The 15,281-nt window shown below is 65.2% G+C and carries 14 protein-coding genes; 8 read left to right on the top strand and 6 right to left on the bottom strand.

What is annotated here, in order from left to right; genetic code table 11:
* Positions 1-237: 237 nt before the first annotated feature.
* The 8 genes from Q0687_RS13450 to Q0687_RS13415 all read left to right on the top strand — a co-directional run bounded on the left by Q0687_RS13450 (position 238) and on the right by Q0687_RS13415 (position 9,056).
* The gene (locus tag Q0687_RS13450; protein ID WP_298877341.1) at positions 238-1,440 is read left to right on the top strand and encodes an MHYT domain-containing protein; all 1,203 of its coding nucleotides are present in this window, start codon (positions 238-240) and stop codon (positions 1,438-1,440) included.
* Positions 1,441-1,774: 334 nt separating this feature from the next.
* Entirely contained in the window at positions 1,775-2,638 is an 864-nt protein-coding gene (locus Q0687_RS13445; RefSeq protein ID WP_298877338.1) for a xanthine dehydrogenase family protein subunit M, read from the top strand.
* Positions 2,639-2,650: 12 nt separating this feature from the next.
* Positions 2,651-3,151 (top strand): (2Fe-2S)-binding protein, encoded by a 501-nt coding sequence (locus tag Q0687_RS13440; RefSeq protein ID WP_166818437.1) that lies wholly within the window; start codon positions 2,651-2,653, stop codon positions 3,149-3,151.
* Positions 3,148-5,568, top strand: coding sequence for an aerobic carbon-monoxide dehydrogenase large subunit (locus Q0687_RS13435; RefSeq protein WP_298877329.1), 2,421 nt, complete (start codon positions 3,148-3,150; stop codon positions 5,566-5,568). Before Q0687_RS13440 ends, Q0687_RS13435 begins: the two co-directional genes overlap by 4 nt.
* Before the next feature lie 100 nt (positions 5,569-5,668).
* Positions 5,669-6,535: a MoxR family ATPase gene (locus Q0687_RS13430; RefSeq protein ID WP_298877327.1), complete on the top strand. Its 867-nt coding sequence runs from the start codon at positions 5,669-5,671 to the stop codon at positions 6,533-6,535.
* A complete protein-coding gene (locus Q0687_RS13425; protein ID WP_298877324.1) occupies positions 6,532-7,740 on the top strand; it encodes a VWA domain-containing protein in 1,209 nt (402 codons plus the stop codon). Before Q0687_RS13430 ends, Q0687_RS13425 begins: the two co-directional genes overlap by 4 nt.
* Positions 7,741-7,751: 11 nt before the next feature.
* Positions 7,752-8,591 carry an XdhC/CoxI family protein gene (locus tag Q0687_RS13420; RefSeq protein WP_298877321.1) on the top strand — a complete coding sequence of 280 codons (840 nt, stop codon included), beginning with the start codon at positions 7,752-7,754 and terminating at the stop codon, positions 8,589-8,591.
* 6 nt (positions 8,592-8,597) lie between these two features.
* Positions 8,598-9,056 carry a carbon monoxide dehydrogenase subunit G gene (locus Q0687_RS13415; protein WP_298877320.1) on the top strand — a complete coding sequence of 153 codons (459 nt, stop codon included), beginning with the start codon at positions 8,598-8,600 and terminating at the stop codon, positions 9,054-9,056.
* A 121-nt stretch (positions 9,057-9,177) separates the two neighbouring features.
* Here Q0687_RS13415 and Q0687_RS13410 read toward each other — a convergent pair whose 3' ends face one another.
* The 6 genes from Q0687_RS13410 to Q0687_RS13385 form a co-directional block, all read right to left on the bottom strand.
* Positions 9,178-10,212: an ATP-grasp domain-containing protein gene (locus Q0687_RS13410; protein WP_298877318.1), complete on the bottom strand. Its 1,035-nt coding sequence runs from the start codon at positions 10,210-10,212 to the stop codon at positions 9,178-9,180.
* Positions 10,209-11,237: a putative zinc-binding metallopeptidase gene (locus Q0687_RS13405; protein ID WP_298877316.1), complete on the bottom strand. Its 1,029-nt coding sequence runs from the start codon at positions 11,235-11,237 to the stop codon at positions 10,209-10,211. The genes Q0687_RS13410 and Q0687_RS13405 overlap by 4 nt, the downstream gene beginning before the upstream one ends.
* A gap of 213 nt (positions 11,238-11,450) precedes the next feature.
* Positions 11,451-12,404: a ribose-phosphate pyrophosphokinase gene (locus Q0687_RS13400; protein ID WP_298877314.1), complete on the bottom strand. Its 954-nt coding sequence runs from the start codon at positions 12,402-12,404 to the stop codon at positions 11,451-11,453.
* A gap of 194 nt (positions 12,405-12,598) precedes the next feature.
* Complete coding sequence (locus Q0687_RS13395; RefSeq protein ID WP_298877313.1) at positions 12,599-13,216, bottom strand: hypothetical protein; 618 nt, start codon at positions 13,214-13,216, stop codon at positions 12,599-12,601.
* 164 nt (positions 13,217-13,380) lie between these two features.
* Complete coding sequence (gene pgeF, locus Q0687_RS13390) at positions 13,381-14,148, bottom strand: peptidoglycan editing factor PgeF (RefSeq protein WP_298877311.1); 768 nt, start codon at positions 14,146-14,148, stop codon at positions 13,381-13,383.
* Entirely contained in the window at positions 14,148-15,266 is a 1,119-nt protein-coding gene (locus Q0687_RS13385; protein WP_298877309.1) for an SAM-dependent methyltransferase, read from the bottom strand. The genes pgeF and Q0687_RS13385 overlap by 1 nt, the downstream gene beginning before the upstream one ends.
* Between the last annotated feature and the right edge of the window lie 15 nt (positions 15,267-15,281).

Genomic DNA, 15,281 nt, shown 5'->3' with positions numbered 1-15,281 from the left:
CCGTCACCCTGAGGTGCTCGCCTCTTCGGCGAGCCTCGAAGGGCGACGGCCCGGCTGCATCGGGGCCGCTCATCCTTCGAGGCGCCCCGTGAAGCGCTTTGCGCTTCACGGCTCGCACCTCAGGATGACGGATCAAAAAGCCCTTCACACGCCGCTGATTGTCAATCCCGCCGCCGTCCCTATAAAGTCGGCGGCGGGAGGAGGCCGTGCCGTGGAGACGGGGCGGCTGGCAAGATCATGTTCGAAGGACACGATCCCTATCTCGTCGCGCTGTCCGTGGCGGTCGCGAGTCTGGGTGGCTATACCGGCTTTGCGCTTGCTGCCCGCATCCGCAACACGCCCGGCGTCAGTAACCGCGTTCTGCTCGCGGGCGCCGCCGCGTTTCTGGCCGTCGGTATCTGGACCATGCATTTCGTCGGCATGCTGGCCGCGCCGCTGCCGCCGGATACGGTCTATCTCGTTCTTCCCACCATCATCTCGTTCCTGATCTGCGCGCTGGTGGTCGGCATCTCGCTGTTCTTCGTCTCGATCGGCGAGCCCAGTTTGAGGCGGGTGGCCTCGTCAGCGGTGCTGCTCGGCGTCGGTATCGCCAGCATGCATTATGTCGGCATTCACGGCCTCGCCGGCTCCTTCGGCATCGTGCACGATCCGTCGATGGTGATGCTGTCGGTCGTTGTTGCGATCGTCACGGCCTATGGCGGCCTGCGCGCTTTCCTGGCGCAGCAGGAAGGTGTCAGGCTGATCGTCAGCTCCATTGTTTTCGGCATTGCCGTCTCGGGCATGCATTACACCGCGATGCTCGGCATGCATTTCGAGCCGCTGACGGGTGAGGGGCATCATCATCTCGGTGGCAGCCTTGCCGCATCGCAACAAGTTCTATCGATCGTTGTGGCCTTGTTGTGCTTCGTCATTGCGGCCGGCTTCCTGCTGTCGCTCGTCCCGGACTCGCGGCGGCAGGTGTTGCCCTCAATTGTGGCTGAGCCGATCGCGCCACCTGTCGTGATAACCGCCGTTGAACCCGTTGTTGCGGTCGCTGCAGCTCCCAGGCCGGTCGCGCCACTCGGAGGCCTCGGCCAGCCGCCGCGCGTGCCGGTTCCCCGGCTACCGGTCGAAGGCGTCGACGGCACGCACTTCATCGACACTGCAAACGTTCGCAGCGTCCGCGCCGATGCGCATTACACCCGCGTTCACGACGGCACCCGTGAACGGATGTGCCCGTGGTCGATCTCGGAGGCCGAAGCGCAGCTTGATCCTTCGCTTTTCCTGCGGGTGCACCGCAGCCATATCGTCGCCATCCCCCATGTCGCACTGGTCCGGAAAGAGGGCGATGGCGCCGTGCTCGAGCTCGACGGCCCATCGCCGCACCGTGTGCCGGTGAGCCGGGCCAAGATCGCCGAGGTGAAGGCACGGTTGGGGCTGGCGAACCGGCGGCAGGCGTAGGGCACCGCTCTATCGCTCCCTCGCCCCGCTCTTGCGGGGAGAGGGTTGGGGTGAGGGGCCTGTCTCCGCGAGCGTGATGTTACGATAGACCTGTACCCCCTCACCCGGATTGCATCTTGCGATGCAATCCGACCTCTCCCCGCAAGCGGGGCGAGGTAAGGAGGCGGCAAGCGGGGAAGGGTCCCCACCCCTGACGCAATTCGTGCGTTCCCACCCGCAATTCGTGCAAAAAGCCCCCCTTTGTGCCCGAGTGATTGCGGCTTGCCCGGTCCGGGCAGACCGTCCCGCCCAACGTCCGCGCCGTCACGCGCAGAGACGATCAGGGGAGGAGACGATGATCCCGGGCTCATTCAGCTATCACCGGCCGGCGAGTGTCGCCGACGCCGTCAAACTGTTATCCGACCTCGGCGAGGATGCGCGGCCACTGGCCGGCGGGCACAGCCTGGTGCCGATGATGAAGCTTAGGCTCGCCACCCCCGGCCATCTCATAGATTTGCACGGCATCGCCGCCCTGAAGGGCATCAGCCGGAGCGGCAACAACCTGGTCATCGGCGCGATGACCACTCAGCACGAACTGCTGGCCTCCGACGATGTCGCGAAAGCGATGCCGATCCTGCACGAGGCGGCGCTGCAGATCGCCGACCCGCAGGTGCGCTACCGCGGCACGATCGGCGGCAATGTCGCCAACGGCGATCCCGGCAACGACATGCCGGCGCTGATGATGACGCTGGGCGCGACCTATCGGCTTGAAGGCGCCGGCGGCGCCCGCGATGTTGCAGCGGCCGACTTCTACCAGGGTGCCTATTTCACCGCGCTCGAGCCCGGCGAGATCCTCACCTCGCTCTCGATCCCCGTGCCGGCGGCCGGCCATGGCTACGCCTATGAGAAGCTCAAGCGGAAAGTCGGCGATTACGCCACTGCCGCCGCCGCAGTCGTCCTCACGATGTCCGGCGGCAAGGTCGTGACCTGCTCCATCGGTCTCACGAATGTCCACGAAACGCCGCTGCTGGCTGCCGATGCCGCCAAGGCGGTGATCGGCACCAGCCTGGATGCCGCCACTCTGAAGAAGGCGGCTGCGGCGGCCGAAGCGATCATGGCGCCGGCGGCGGATGCGCGCGGTCCGGTCGAATACCGAAAACATGTCGGCGGCATCATGGTGACGCGGGCGCTGCAGCGCGCCGCCTCCGTCGCAAAATAAGGGAGGGGATCAATGGCCAAAACACACGTCACCATGAAGGTGAACGGCGCCGAGGTGGAAGGCCTCGTCGAGCCGCGCACGCTGCTGGTGCATTTCATCCGCGAGAACTTGCAGATGACCGGCACCCATATCGGCTGCGAGACCACGCATTGCGGCGCCTGCACCGTCGATATCGACGGCATGTCGGTGAAATCCTGCACCATGTTCGCGGTGCAGGCCGAGGGCAGCGACATCACCACGGTCGAAGGCATGGCCAATGCCGACGGCACGCTGTCCGCGCTGCAGGAAGGCTTCCGCATGATGCACGGCCTGCAATGCGGCTTCTGCACGCCGGGCATGATCATGCGGGCGCATCGGCTGCTGAAGGAAAACGCTTCGCCGAGTGAGCAGGAGATCCGGATGGGCATCTCCGGCAACATCTGCCGCTGCACGGGCTACCAGAACATCGTCAAAGCCATTCAATACGCCGCCGCGAAGATCAACGGCGTGGAATTCCGGGAGGCCGCAGAATGAACGACATGACTCCCACGCGGGAACAACGATCAGCCGCACTCGAAGGCATGGGCTGCAAGCGCAAGCGCGTCGAGGACATCCGCTTTACCCAAGGCAAGGGCAATTACGTCGACGACGTCAAGCTGCCGGGCATGCTGCACGGCGACTTCGTCCGCTCGCCGCATCCGCATGCGCGCGTCAAGAAGATCGACGACAGCGAGGCGCTGAAGGTGCCTGGTGTGCTTGCGGTGATCACCGCCGAGACGCTGAAGACCGTCAACCTCGCCTGGATGCCGACACTCGCCGGCGACGTGCAGATGGTGCTGGCCGACGGCAAAGTGCTGTTCCAGAACCAGGAGGTCGCCTTCGTCGTCGCCACCGACCGCTACGCGGCCGACGACGGCATCAACAAGGTGGTTGTCGAGTACGAACCGCTGCCGCCGCTGGTCGATCCCTTCAAGTCGATGGACAAGGATGCGCCGGTGCTGCGCGAGGACCTCGCAGGAAAGACCTCGGGTGCGCACGGCCCGCGCAAGCATCACAACCACATCTTCGAGTGGACCGTCGGCGACAAGGACCTCACCGACGCGGCCTTCAACAAGGCCGACGTCAAGATCAAGGAGATGATCTCCTATCACCGCACCCATCCGTCGCCGCTGGAAACCTGCCAGTGCGTCTGCTCCTTTGACAAGATCAAGGGAGAGCTGACGATCTACGGCACGTTCCAGGCCCCGCATGTGATCCGCACCGTGGTGTCGCTGATCGCAAAGCTGCCGGAGCAGAAGATCCACGTCATCGCGCCCGATATCGGCGGCGGCTTTGGCAACAAGGTCGGCGCCTATCCCGGCTACATCTGCGCGGCGGTCGCTTCCATCGTCACCGGCAAGCCGGTGAAATGGGTCGAGGACCGCATCGAGAACCTCACCGCGACCTCGTTCGCGCGCGACTATCACATGACCACCGAGGTCGCCGCGACCAAGGACGGCAAGGTCACGGGTCTCCGCGTCCACGTGCTGGCCGATCACGGCGCTTTCGACGCCTGCGCCGACCCGTCGAAATGGCCGGCCGGCTTCTTCAACATCGTCACCGGCTCCTACGACTTTCCGACCGCGCATCTAGCGGTGGACGGCGTCTACACCAACAAGGCGCCCGGCGGCGTCGCCTACCGTTGCTCGTTCCGCGTCACGGAGGCCGCCTACTGCATCGAGCGCGCCATGGATATCCTGGCGCAGAAGCTCAACATGGATCCGGCTGAGCTGCGGCTGAAGAATTTCATCAAGCCGGAGCAGTTCCCGTATCACTCCGCGCTCGGCTGGGAATACGATTCCGGCGATTACCACACCGCCATGCGCAAGATGATGGAGACGACCGGCTATGCCGCGCTTCGCAAGGAGCAAACGGAGAAGCGCGCGGCGTTCGCGCGCGGCGAGACCCGCGAGATCATGGGGCTTGGCGTTTCCTTCTTCACCGAGATCGTTGGCGCCGGCCCGTCGAAGAATTGCGACATTCTCGGCATCGCGATGTTCGATTCCTGCGAGATCCGCATGCACCCGACCGGGGCCGGCATCGCGCGCGTGGGCAGCAAGAGCCAGGGCCAGGGCCATGAGACCACCTGGGCCCAGATCATCGCGACCGAGATCGGCATTCCCGCCGACAACATCATGGTGGAAGAAGGCAATACCGACACCGCGCCCTACGGGCTCGGCACCTACGGCTCGCGCTCGACGCCGGTTGCAGGCGCGGCGATCGCGATGGCTGCACGAAAAATCAAGGCCAAAGCGCAGATGATCGCGGCGTACAAGCTCGAGGTCCATGAGGACGATTTGGAGTTCGACATCGACGGCTTCCGGGTGAAGGGCCTGCCGGAAAAATTCATGTCGATGAAGGATATCTGCTGGGCGGCCTACAACTCGGTGCCCCCTGGCATGGAGCCGGGGCTCGAGGCGGTCAGCTATTACGATCCGCCCAACATGACCTATCCTTTTGGTGCCTATCTCTGCGTGATGGACATCGACGTCGATACCGGCGTGTACAAGGTCAGGCGCTTCTACGCGCTCGATGATTGCGGCACCCGCATTAACCCGATGATCATCGAAGGGCAGGTTCATGGCGGCCTGACCGAGGCCTTCGCGATCGCGATGGGTCAGGAGATCCGCTACGACGAGGTCGGCAACGTCGTCACCGGCTCGTTCATGGACTTCTTCATGCCAACCGCGGTGGAGACGCCGCATTGGGAGACCGACTTCACCGTCACCCCGTCGCCGCACCACCCGATCGGCGCCAAGGGCGTCGGCGAAAGCCCGAATGTCGGCGGCGTGCCGGCCTTCTCCAATGCCGTCAACGACGCCTTCTCGTTCCTTGGCTCCACGCACATCCAGATGCCGCACGATTTCTGGCGCAACTGGAAGGCGGCGAAGGCGCTGGGCGCGGTGGCGTAGTGGTTATTCTCGTCATCCCGGGGCGGTCCGCAGGACCGAACCCGGAATCTCGAGGTTCCGGGTTCGATGCTCTGCATCGCCCCGGAACGACGGAGGTTGCATGAAAAACCGAGACGAGATCGCGCAAGCGCTGGCCGCATCGGGCTACATCGCCGATGCGGACCTCGCGACCGCGATCTCGCTGATGCAGATGCTGCGGCGTCCGCTGCTGCTGGAAGGCGAGGCAGGCGTCGGCAAGACCGAGGTGGCGAAGGCGCTGGCCAAAGTGCATGCGACCGAGCTGATCCGCCTGCAATGCTACGAGGGGCTGGACCAGTCGGCCGCACTCTATGAGTGGAACTACCAGCGCCAGTTGCTGGCGATCCAGGCGCATCGCGGCACTGACAGCATCGAGGATCAGGTCTTCTCGGAGAAGTACCTGCTTGAGCGGCCCTTGCTCGCGGCGATCCGCCGGCCGCAGGCGCCGGTGCTGCTGATCGACGAGATCGACCGCGCCGACGACGAGTTCGAGGCGTTCCTGCTGGAACTTCTCTCCGATTTCCAGGTCTCGATCCCCGAGCTCGGCACCATTCCCGCAATCACCATTCCGCACGTCGTGCTGACCTCGAACGGCACGCGCGAGCTCTCCGACGCGCTGCGCCGGCGCTGCCTCTATCACTACGTCGATTATCCCGATGTCGACCGCGAAACCCGCATCATCCTGGCGCGCGTCGCCGGCGCGAGCCCGTCGCTCTCGCTCCAGATCGCGCGCATGGTCGAGGGCGTCCGCAAGGAGGAGCTGCGGAAGGTCCCTGGTGTCGCGGAGACGCTCGATTGGGCGGCTGCGCTGGTCGGTCTCGACGTCAGCAATCTCAAGGACGCGCCCGAGACCGTGCACGAGACGCTGGTCTGCCTGCTGAAGACCCACGAGGATCGCGCCCGCGTCACGCCTGAGGTGACGCAGCGCCTGTTGGGGAAGGTCGCATGAGCTGCTGCGGCTCCAGCCCCGAGTACGATGACCTCAAGGAGGTCGCTCGCCTCGTGTCCGCAAGGCTCGCGGCCTTCCTGCGCACGCTTCGCGATGCGGGTTTTCGCGTGGGCCTTGCCGAAGGGCAGGACGCCGCGACGTTGATGTCGGCAGGCTACGCCGCGAAGCCGGGCCTGTTGCGCGCGGCGTTCAAGCATCTGTTCTCGACGCGCAAATCCGACTGGGACAAGTTCGACGGGCTGTTCGATGCGTTCTGGCTGGGCAAACGCGTACGCTCGCGCTCCCGCACGATGGGTTCGACGCCGGGCGCCAGCAATCCGTCGCTGAAGAGTTTGCAAGACAAGTCAGAGGAGCAGGGCGGCAGCCAGTCGGTCACGGACCAGCTTCCGTCCTCGGATGGTGCCCCGGAACGCCGCGAAGGCGAAGGCCGCATGGAAGGCGCCTCGCGCGCGGATAATCTCGCCGAAGTCGACTTCCGGAAGCTTAGCGATCCCGACCAGGTCGCGCAGGCGCATGAAGCCGCGGCACAGCTTGCCAAGGCCATGCGCACGCGGCTGACACGGCGGGACCTCGCGCGCCGGCGCGGCTATCGGCTCGATCTCCGGCGCACCATCCATCGCAATATCAGCCATGGCGGCGTGCCGATCTCGCTCGTCAAACGCCAGCGCAAGGACAAGCCGCTGAGGCTGATCGTGCTGCTCGACGCGTCAGGCTCGATGAGCATGTACACCGCTGTCTTCCTGCGCTTCATCCACGGTGTCCTCGAACAGTTCCGCGAGGCCGAGGCGTTTCTGTTCCACACGCGCCTTGCCTATGTCTCCGATGCGATGAAGGAGAAGGACGCCGGCCGCGCGCTCGACCGGCTCTCGATCATGGCGCAGGGCGCGGGCGGCGGCACCAGGATCGGCGAGTCCTTGCAGACCTTCAACCGCTGGCACGCACCGCGCGTGATCCATTCGCGAAGTTGCGTGATGATCGTCTCCGACGGTTATGAGACCGGCGATGCCGCACTGCTCGGCCGCGAGATGGCCGCGCTGCATCGGCGCTGCCGCCGCATTGTCTGGCTCAATCCGATGATGGCGTGGGAGGGCTACGCGCCCGAGGCGCGCGGCATCAGAGCGGCCCTGCCTCACGTCGATCTCTATGCGCCGGCGAATTCGTTGCAAAGCCTGCGCGCGCTCGAACCCTATCTGGCGAAGCTCTGAGGGATGTTGCGATGACCGCTCATGTCGAAGTGCTTGAACTCGTCGCGCAAATGAAGGCCGCCGAGCGTGCCTTCGTCCTCGCGACGGTGGTGCGGACGGTGTCGGTGACCGCGGCGAAGGCTGGCGCCAAGGCGATCATCGCGGCCGACGGCACCATCGTCGCGGGTTGGATCGGCGGTGGCTGCGCCAAGGGCGCCGTGCTGAAAGCGGCGCGCGAGGCGCTCGCCGATGGCGAGCCGCGCATGGTGTCGGTGCAGCCGGAGAATCTGCTCGCCGAGCTCGGCGTCAGCGCGGGCGAGAGCCGCGACGGCATCCGCTTCGCCAGCAACATGTGCCCGAGCAAGGGCACGATGGACATTTTCGTCGAGCCGGTGCTGCCGCATCCCTCGCTGGTCATCCTCGGTGCAAGCCCGGTGGCGCTGTCGCTGGCGGCGCAGGCACGCGTGCTCGGCTATCACGTCACGCTCGCCGCCCCCGCTGCCGAGCTTGCGGTGTCGCCGGATGCCGATGCGATCATCGACGGCTACCAGTTCGGTGAGCTCAACGAGGCCAAGCGCTTCGTCGTGGTCTCGACCCAGGGCAAGGGCGACGAGGCTGCCCTGCGCGCGGCGATCGCGACCAAGGCCTGTTATCACGCCTTCGTCGGCAGCCGTCGCAAGATGGCCTCGCTGCGCGCAAAACTCCTTGCAGAAGGTGTCAGCGCCGCTGCGATCGATGATTTCAAGGCCCCCGCGGGGATCGATCTCGGCGCCATCACGCCGGAGGAGATCGCGATGTCGATCCTCGCCGAGATCACCAGGGAACGGCGGCGCGGCCAGCGCGCTTCCAATCAGACCGCAAGCAGAGAGTAATCGACCATGCAGATGAACGACAGCCAGCGCATTCCGGCCTCACGCGAGCAGGTGTGGGCGGCGCTGAACGATCCCGCTGTGCTGAAGCAATGCATCCCCGGCTGCCAGTCGCTCGACGTGACAGCGCCGAACGAGATGACTGCGACCGTGGTGTTCAAGGTCGGCCCGGTGAAGGCGACGTTCAGCGGCAAGGTGACGCTGTCCGATCTCGATCCGCCCAACGCCTATCGCATCTCTGGCGAAGGCTCCGGCGGTGTCGCCGGTTTTGCCAAGGGCGGCGCACTGGTGCGGCTGGAGTCCGAGAGCGCCGGGGTCACGGTGCTGCACTACGATGTCGACGCCCAGATCGGCGGCAAGCTCGCGCAACTCGGCGCGCGGCTGATCAACTCGACCGCGACAAAGCTCGCGGGAGAGTTCTTCAAGTCGTTTGCGGAAGTGGTGAGCGCGAAGGCCGAGGCGGGTTAGCTGACTCTCGTAGGGTGGGCAAAGCGAAGCGTGCCCACCAATTTTATCGGTAGGGAAAGAACGTGGGCACGGCGCTTTGCGCCTTTGCCCACCCTACGAGAGCTGTGCAAGTCGTCCGAGCTCAGCCCAGCGACACACCCGCCTTGGCGCGGCTGATCCCGAGCGCCAGGATGCGATGGAGCAGATCCCCGTACTTCAGCCCATCGTGCTGGGCCGCCGTGGCGAATTCCTGGCTCTTGGCGATTTCGGGGTTGGGGTTGGCCTCGATGAAATAAGGCGTACCGTCGGCGGCGAGACGGAAATCGATGCGCGCGTAGCCGTCGAGGCCGAGCGCCCGATAGATGCGTTTCGCGGCGCGCTGGATGCGCGCGGTGACTTCGGGCGCAAGGTCGTTCGCCGGTCCGTCGACGATGCCAAGGCGCTCCTGATAGTCGGTGTCGTGCTTGGCCTTTTCGGTGGCGATGTGGCGCGAGCTGCGCCCGCCCATGCTGCCGAATTTCAGTTCCCAGATCGGCAGCACGCGCAGCCGGTTGTTGCCGAGCACACCGACATAGAGTTCGCGCCCCTCGATGAACTGCTCGGCAATCGCGGCGGTCTCCACCCGCTCGTGGATGAAGGCGACCCGTTCCGCCAGCTTCTCGTCGGTATCGACGATCGAAGCCTGCGAGATGCCGAACGAACCATCCATGTTGAGGGCCTTGACGATCAGCGGCAGCGCAAGATGTTTTGGCCGTTTCACCTTGCGGCGCATCGGGAAGACGGCGAAGGCGGGAGCTGCGATGCGGCGGTAATGTACCAGCGTCTTGGACAAATCCTTGCCACGCGCCAGGATCAGGCCGCGCGGATTGCAGCCGGTATAAGGGACCTTCATCAGCTCGAGATAGCTGGCGATGTGCTGGTCGTAAGCGACGTTGTTGTGGAATTCCTCCAGCAGCGTGAACACCACATGCGGCTTGAACTGCTCGATCGCTTCGCGCACCGGCCTGATTTCCTCCTGCGCGCCGAGGACGCGAACCTCATGCTTGGCCGCGCGCAAGGTGCTGACGACGTCGTATTCGGTTTTCCAGTTGTTAATCTCCTGCGGCGTGTATCCGTCGGTCGAGTCCGGAGGCATGAAGTCCGGATGCATCAGCACGAGAATACGGAGTCGTCTCATAGCGCGATCCATTTGCGCCGAGACGGGCCAAACAGGGCGTGCATCGTCTTGGCGGTCACGAGGACAGTGAAATCGAGAACGAGCTTCTGTTCGGATCCCACCGCGCGCAAATCGAGCTCGCGGCAGCGGGAGATCATGTCGTCGAGCACGGCATCGAGCGTGAGCTGGTTCTCACCGGTCCATCGCGCGACCAGCTGCCTGATCTGGGCGCGGTGCCGCCTGATCAGGCTCGAAGCGGGCTGGGAGCGATGATGTCGTGGATCGGTGGAAAACAGCCGCGAGAGGTCGCGGTCGTAGGTCTTCGGCGGCGTGAAGGCGTAGAACGCCTGCTTCTTCTTGTAGTGGTCCTCGAGCGTCTGGCCGAGCTTGCTCAGGGGATCGACGCGCTCGCGCGTCGTGATCAGCGGCCGCTTGCCCGCGATCTCGCCCATCAGCTCGTCGACATATTCAAGCTTCTTGAGCGCCGGCCAGCCGGCATATCGCGTCCGCCAGTTCGAGCGCGGCCGCAGCCACACCGCAAAGGTCTCGGCGAAATCTTCGTCCGGATGGCTCTGCGCGTACCACAGCCGCAGGTGCTGGACGTAGCGGCGGCTCGCTGGATTGGGTCGGTAATAGCGGGGATAGTGTCTCGACGATGGCCCGAACAATTGCTGCCAGCGCCGGCGCCGCTGCAACTGGAAGCCGTGCTGGATGGCATGGCCCGCCTCGTGGCGCAAAATGCCCATGCACTCGCGCCAGGTCCCGCCCTCGACGTCGAACATCATCTTCTTCTCGAGCTTCATCAGGCGCGGATGGGCGAGATAGAAGGGGATGGCGATCCCTGGCACATCTCCCGGACTGAACCACTCGCTCGAGATCCAGGTGTGCGGCCGCAGCCGGATGCCGCGCTCCTCGAGCTCTTCGTTCAGTGTGGCGACACAATCCTCAAGCCAGGTGCCTTCGACCGTCACCCTCAGGCTGGAGAGGCGCTGCTGGAGCAACTCGTCATCCGACAGCTTTTCCCAAGCGAATTTCCGGCGGGGCATCAGGTATCCAGGCAGCGATGACTCAAGGTCATGATGATGTCATGGGCGGCTGCCGGCAACAACAGGCGGGGGCGGCGAGGCGCGCCGCAGCACGAGGTGCCGTAGGGTGGGCAAAGCGAAGCGTGCCCACGTTCTGTGTTCGACAAATGCGAGATGGTGGACACGGCGCGTTGCGCCTTTACCCACCCTACGAGACCTTCCGGGATCGAAAGCCTAGTCGAACAGGCTGGAGACCGACTCTTCCGCGGCAGTGCGCGCGATCGCGTCGGAGATCAGGCTGGCGATCGGCAGCGTGCGGATGTTCGGCGCCTTGGTCACCGCGTCGGTCGGCAGGATCGAGTCGGTGATGACGAGCTCTTTCAGCTTCGAGCCGGCGATACGGGCCGCCGCGCCGCCGGAGAGCACGCCGTGGGTGATGTAGGCGTAGACGTCCTTGGCACCCTTGGCGATCAGCGCATCGGCCGCGTTCACCAGCGTGCCGCCGGAATCGACGATGTCGTCGATCAGGATACAGGTGTGGCCGGAGACGTCGCCGATCACGTTCATGACCTCGGACTCGCCGGGACGCTCACGCCGCTTGTCGACGATCGCGAGCGGGGTGTTGATGCGCTTGGCAAGGCCGCGGGCACGGGCCACGCCGCCGACGTCGGGCGAGATCACCATCACTTTGGAGAGATCGAACTTCTCCTTGATGTCGCGCACCATCAGCGGCGCCGCGTAGAGATTGTCGGTCGGAATGTCGAAGAAGCCCTGGATCTGGCCGGCGTGCAGATCGAGCGTCATGACGCGGTCGACGCCGGCCTGCGTGATCAAATTGGCGACGAGCTTGGCCGAGATCGGCGTGCGCGAGCCGGATTTGCGATCCTGCCGGGCGTAGCCGAAATAGGGCAGCACCGCGGTGATACGGCGCGCTGAAGAGCGGCGGAGCGCGTCGGTGATGATGAGCAATTCCATCAGATGGTCGTTCGCCGGGAACGAGGTCGACTGGATGATGAAGGCATCCGAGCCGCGGACGTTCTCCTGGATCTCGACGAAGATTTCCATGTCGGCGAAGCGCCGTACGACTGCCTTGGTCAGCGGCAGGTCCAGGCCCTGCGCGATCGCTTGTGCGAGGGCGGGATTGGAGTTGCCGGCGACAAGCTTGATGGAGCCGTTCTTGGCCGACATGGACGCTTCCTCCCGCGCTTTGCTGGATACGACGTTCAACATCACAGAATACCCACTGGCAGCACGGTTACGACGGGCGAGGAAATATCAGGCGAGAGGCTGCAATGGCAACCCGGGATGCTACGTTTTCCCTCTGAAAATCCTGAGTCGGGCCAACGGCTTGGCCAGTACTTGGGCCCGTGGTTTCGCGGTGGTTATTGCTGGGCGTAGCCGAGCGCCGTGGCCGGCAGGTCCGCCGCCGGAGCCCCGGGCGCCACGCTTGCGACCGCCGGGCCGCGCAGGCCCGGAACCGAGCCCGGTGCATCCGGCGTCCCGTTGATCATATTGGAAAGTCCACTGAATCCGGCCTGGGCGATCCTCCGCAGCACGAGGTCGTCGGCCGCCTGCCAGGGATCCCGGCCGCCTTTGACTGCCGTCGGTTCCTCGCCGGAGAGGCGTAGCGCCCGCTGCTGATTGGCGTCGTAAACGTCCCAGACCCAGGCGATCACGGTCTTGCCGCGCACCACCTGGGCGGAGAGGTAGCTGCGCACGCGATAGGCAGCCGTCCCCTCCCGGGAGACGGTCGAGAGGCTGCGCAGCTTCGATTCGCTGTCCAGCACGCCGACCATGCGATCGAACACCTGCGGCGGCGGTCCATCGATGGATTCGAAGGCGACCGTCGCCCCGGAGCCCGCGCTCGGCGTCGCCATCGCATAGGAATTGGCGGGCGCGTTGCCGCCGGCGCAGCCGGCCAGCGCGGTCGCTGCCGCCAGCAGCATGACCGCCAGCACGCGCGAGCCTGCACGGCGCGGAAAAGATGACGCTTCCCTCATTGAGGGCAGCGATATCGTTAAAATCGATTAAGGTCTAGGGCAGGGCGGCCACAGCGCACCGTCATTCCGGGGCGATGCGCAACGCACTCGCACACCTGAGAATCTCGAGATTCCGGGTTCTCGCTGCGCGAGCCCCGGAATGACACGGTGTGTTGCCCGTCCGTTCACCCTTCCAGCGCGATCGCGTGAATGTGCCGGCCGTAATCCGGCTCCTTGCGATGCACCGAGCGGCGATAGCTGAAGAAGCGTTCGTCGGAATAAGTGTCGAGACCAAGGTCGTCGATCATCAGAATCCCGGCGGCTTCCAGGCGCTTGCGGATGAAGCCAGCGAGGTCGAACATCGCGTGGCCCTCGCGGACCGATGGAATGAAGAACATCGCATTCTCGGCGTCGGCGTCGATGAAGCGCGCGACGAATTCGTTGCCGACCTCGTAGCTGTCCTGCCGGATCAAGGGCCCGATCGCGGCGATGATGCCGCTGCGGGTGGCACCGAGCTTCTCCATCGCCGCAACAGTGGATTCCAGCACGCCCGTCAGCGCCCCTTTCCAGCCGGCATGAGCGCCGCCGATGACGCGTGCGTTGGGATCGACGAACAGCACCGGCCCGCAATCGGCAGTGGACACGCCGAGCGCGATGCCCGGCGTCTTGGTGACCATCGCATCGCCCTTCGGTCGTGGCCCGCTCGGCCATGCGCTATCCGCAACGCGCACGTCGGGCGAGTGGATCTGATGCAGGCTGAGGAAGCGGTCGGCGGCGACGCCGACATGCTCGGCCATGCGGCGGCGGTTCTCGGCGACAAGGGCCTGATCGTCGTTGGAGCCGAGGCCACCGTTCAGCGCGGAATAGATGCCGCTGGAGACGCCGCCCTCGCGCGTGAAGAAGGAGTGGCGCAGGCCCGGCACCGCCGACAGCAGTGACGAAGTCAGGGTCATCAATTGCCTCCGGCCTGTTCGAGATCGCTGAGGCCGGCGAGGCCCGTCAATCTTGGCTCGGAGATGCCGAGCACCTTGAACATCGATCCCATACCGCTGCGCCCGGTATCGGTGAGCCGCTTCAGCGCCACGGAAATGTCGGTGGCGACTTCAGGCGTCGCCTTCTGGATCAGCGCGGCCGCGCGGGTGTCGATGCCGACCCGCTTGAGGAAATCGCCTTGCGTCACCGGCCCGTGCACGCGCGCGCCGACGTCCTCGGCTGCCCGCGCGAGCGCCTGGAAGTCGACATGGGCGGTGACGTCGGCTTGGCCCGGCGCCTTCAACGGATCGGTGAAGGTGTGGCGCGCGATGGCCTGGAAGGTGTCGCCGGCATCGCTGCGCAAATGGCCGTAATCGATGATCAGGGCGGCGCCGTCCTGGTCGCGCACACGGGTGGCGAGCTTCATGATCTCGGTATCGGGCCGCCACTCGAACACGGCACCGACTGGCGCTGCCCGCACCAAAGGCGGCAGCAGCACGTCGAAGCGCGGCGTCGGCTCGGATGCCGCGCCGAACTGGAGCTTGCCGTTGGGATCGATCTCGATCACGCGCTCATGCCAGCCGCTCTCGCGCTTCACCATCTGGTGGATCGGCAGCACGTCGAAATATTCGTTCGCGAGGATGATGGCCGGTCCCTCCGGCACGTCGTCGATGCTGTCGTGCCAGGTGATGCTGTTGCGCACGCCCGACAATGTCGCACCCTGCCGCTCGCGTAGCACCGGGTTGACCTCGACCAGATGAATGCTGAGCCCCTGATAGAGCGGCGGCAGCACGCGAAGCGAGCGCAGCGCGTCCGCCATCATGGTGCCGCGGCCGGGGCCGAGCTCGATCAGCCGCAGGGACTGCGGCGAGCCCATCTGCTTCCAGACCGAGGCGGTCCACAATCCCAGCAGCTCGCCGAACATCTGGCTGACTTCGGGCGCGGTGGTGAAGTCGCCCTCACGCCCCAGGGGATCGCGCGAGACGTAATAGCCGTGGCGCGGATGCATCAGGCACGTCTCCATGTATCGCCAGACCGGCATCGGGCCTGAGGATTTGATCAGCGCCTTGATCTCGTTGAGCAGTGGCTGTTCGGTCACGAGCTGTTGTCTCGA

Source organism: uncultured Bradyrhizobium sp. (assembly GCF_936928535.1).
In the GTDB taxonomy this organism is placed as follows: domain Bacteria; phylum Pseudomonadota; class Alphaproteobacteria; order Rhizobiales; family Xanthobacteraceae; genus Bradyrhizobium.
This window is presented reverse-complemented; position numbering and strand designations above follow the sequence as displayed.

What these genes read in the sequence shown, in the direction of transcription:
- Q0687_RS13450 (WP_298877341.1), top strand. Translation starts at nt 238, where the DNA reads ATGTTCGAAGGACACGATCCCTATCTCGTCGCGCTGTCCGTGGCGGTC.
- Q0687_RS13445 (WP_298877338.1), top strand. Translation starts at nt 1,775, where the DNA reads ATGATCCCGGGCTCATTCAGCTATCACCGGCCGGCGAGTGTCGCCGAC.
- Q0687_RS13440 (WP_166818437.1), top strand. Translation starts at nt 2,651, where the DNA reads ATGGCCAAAACACACGTCACCATGAAGGTGAACGGCGCCGAGGTGGAA.
- Q0687_RS13435 (WP_298877329.1), top strand. Translation starts at nt 3,148, where the DNA reads ATGAACGACATGACTCCCACGCGGGAACAACGATCAGCCGCACTCGAA.
- Q0687_RS13430 (WP_298877327.1), top strand. Translation starts at nt 5,669, where the DNA reads ATGAAAAACCGAGACGAGATCGCGCAAGCGCTGGCCGCATCGGGCTAC.
- Q0687_RS13425 (WP_298877324.1), top strand. Translation starts at nt 6,532, where the DNA reads ATGAGCTGCTGCGGCTCCAGCCCCGAGTACGATGACCTCAAGGAGGTC.
- Q0687_RS13420 (WP_298877321.1), top strand. Translation starts at nt 7,752, where the DNA reads ATGACCGCTCATGTCGAAGTGCTTGAACTCGTCGCGCAAATGAAGGCC.
- Q0687_RS13415 (WP_298877320.1), top strand. Translation starts at nt 8,598, where the DNA reads ATGCAGATGAACGACAGCCAGCGCATTCCGGCCTCACGCGAGCAGGTG.
- Q0687_RS13410 (WP_298877318.1), bottom strand. Translation starts at nt 10,212, where the DNA reads ATGAGACGACTCCGTATTCTCGTGCTGATGCATCCGGACTTCATGCCT.
- Q0687_RS13405 (WP_298877316.1), bottom strand. Translation starts at nt 11,237, where the DNA reads ATGCCCCGCCGGAAATTCGCTTGGGAAAAGCTGTCGGATGACGAGTTG.
- Q0687_RS13400 (WP_298877314.1), bottom strand. Translation starts at nt 12,404, where the DNA reads ATGTCGGCCAAGAACGGCTCCATCAAGCTTGTCGCCGGCAACTCCAAT.
- Q0687_RS13395 (WP_298877313.1), bottom strand. Translation starts at nt 13,216, where the DNA reads ATGAGGGAAGCGTCATCTTTTCCGCGCCGTGCAGGCTCGCGCGTGCTG.
- pgeF (WP_298877311.1), bottom strand. Translation starts at nt 14,148, where the DNA reads ATGACCCTGACTTCGTCACTGCTGTCGGCGGTGCCGGGCCTGCGCCAC.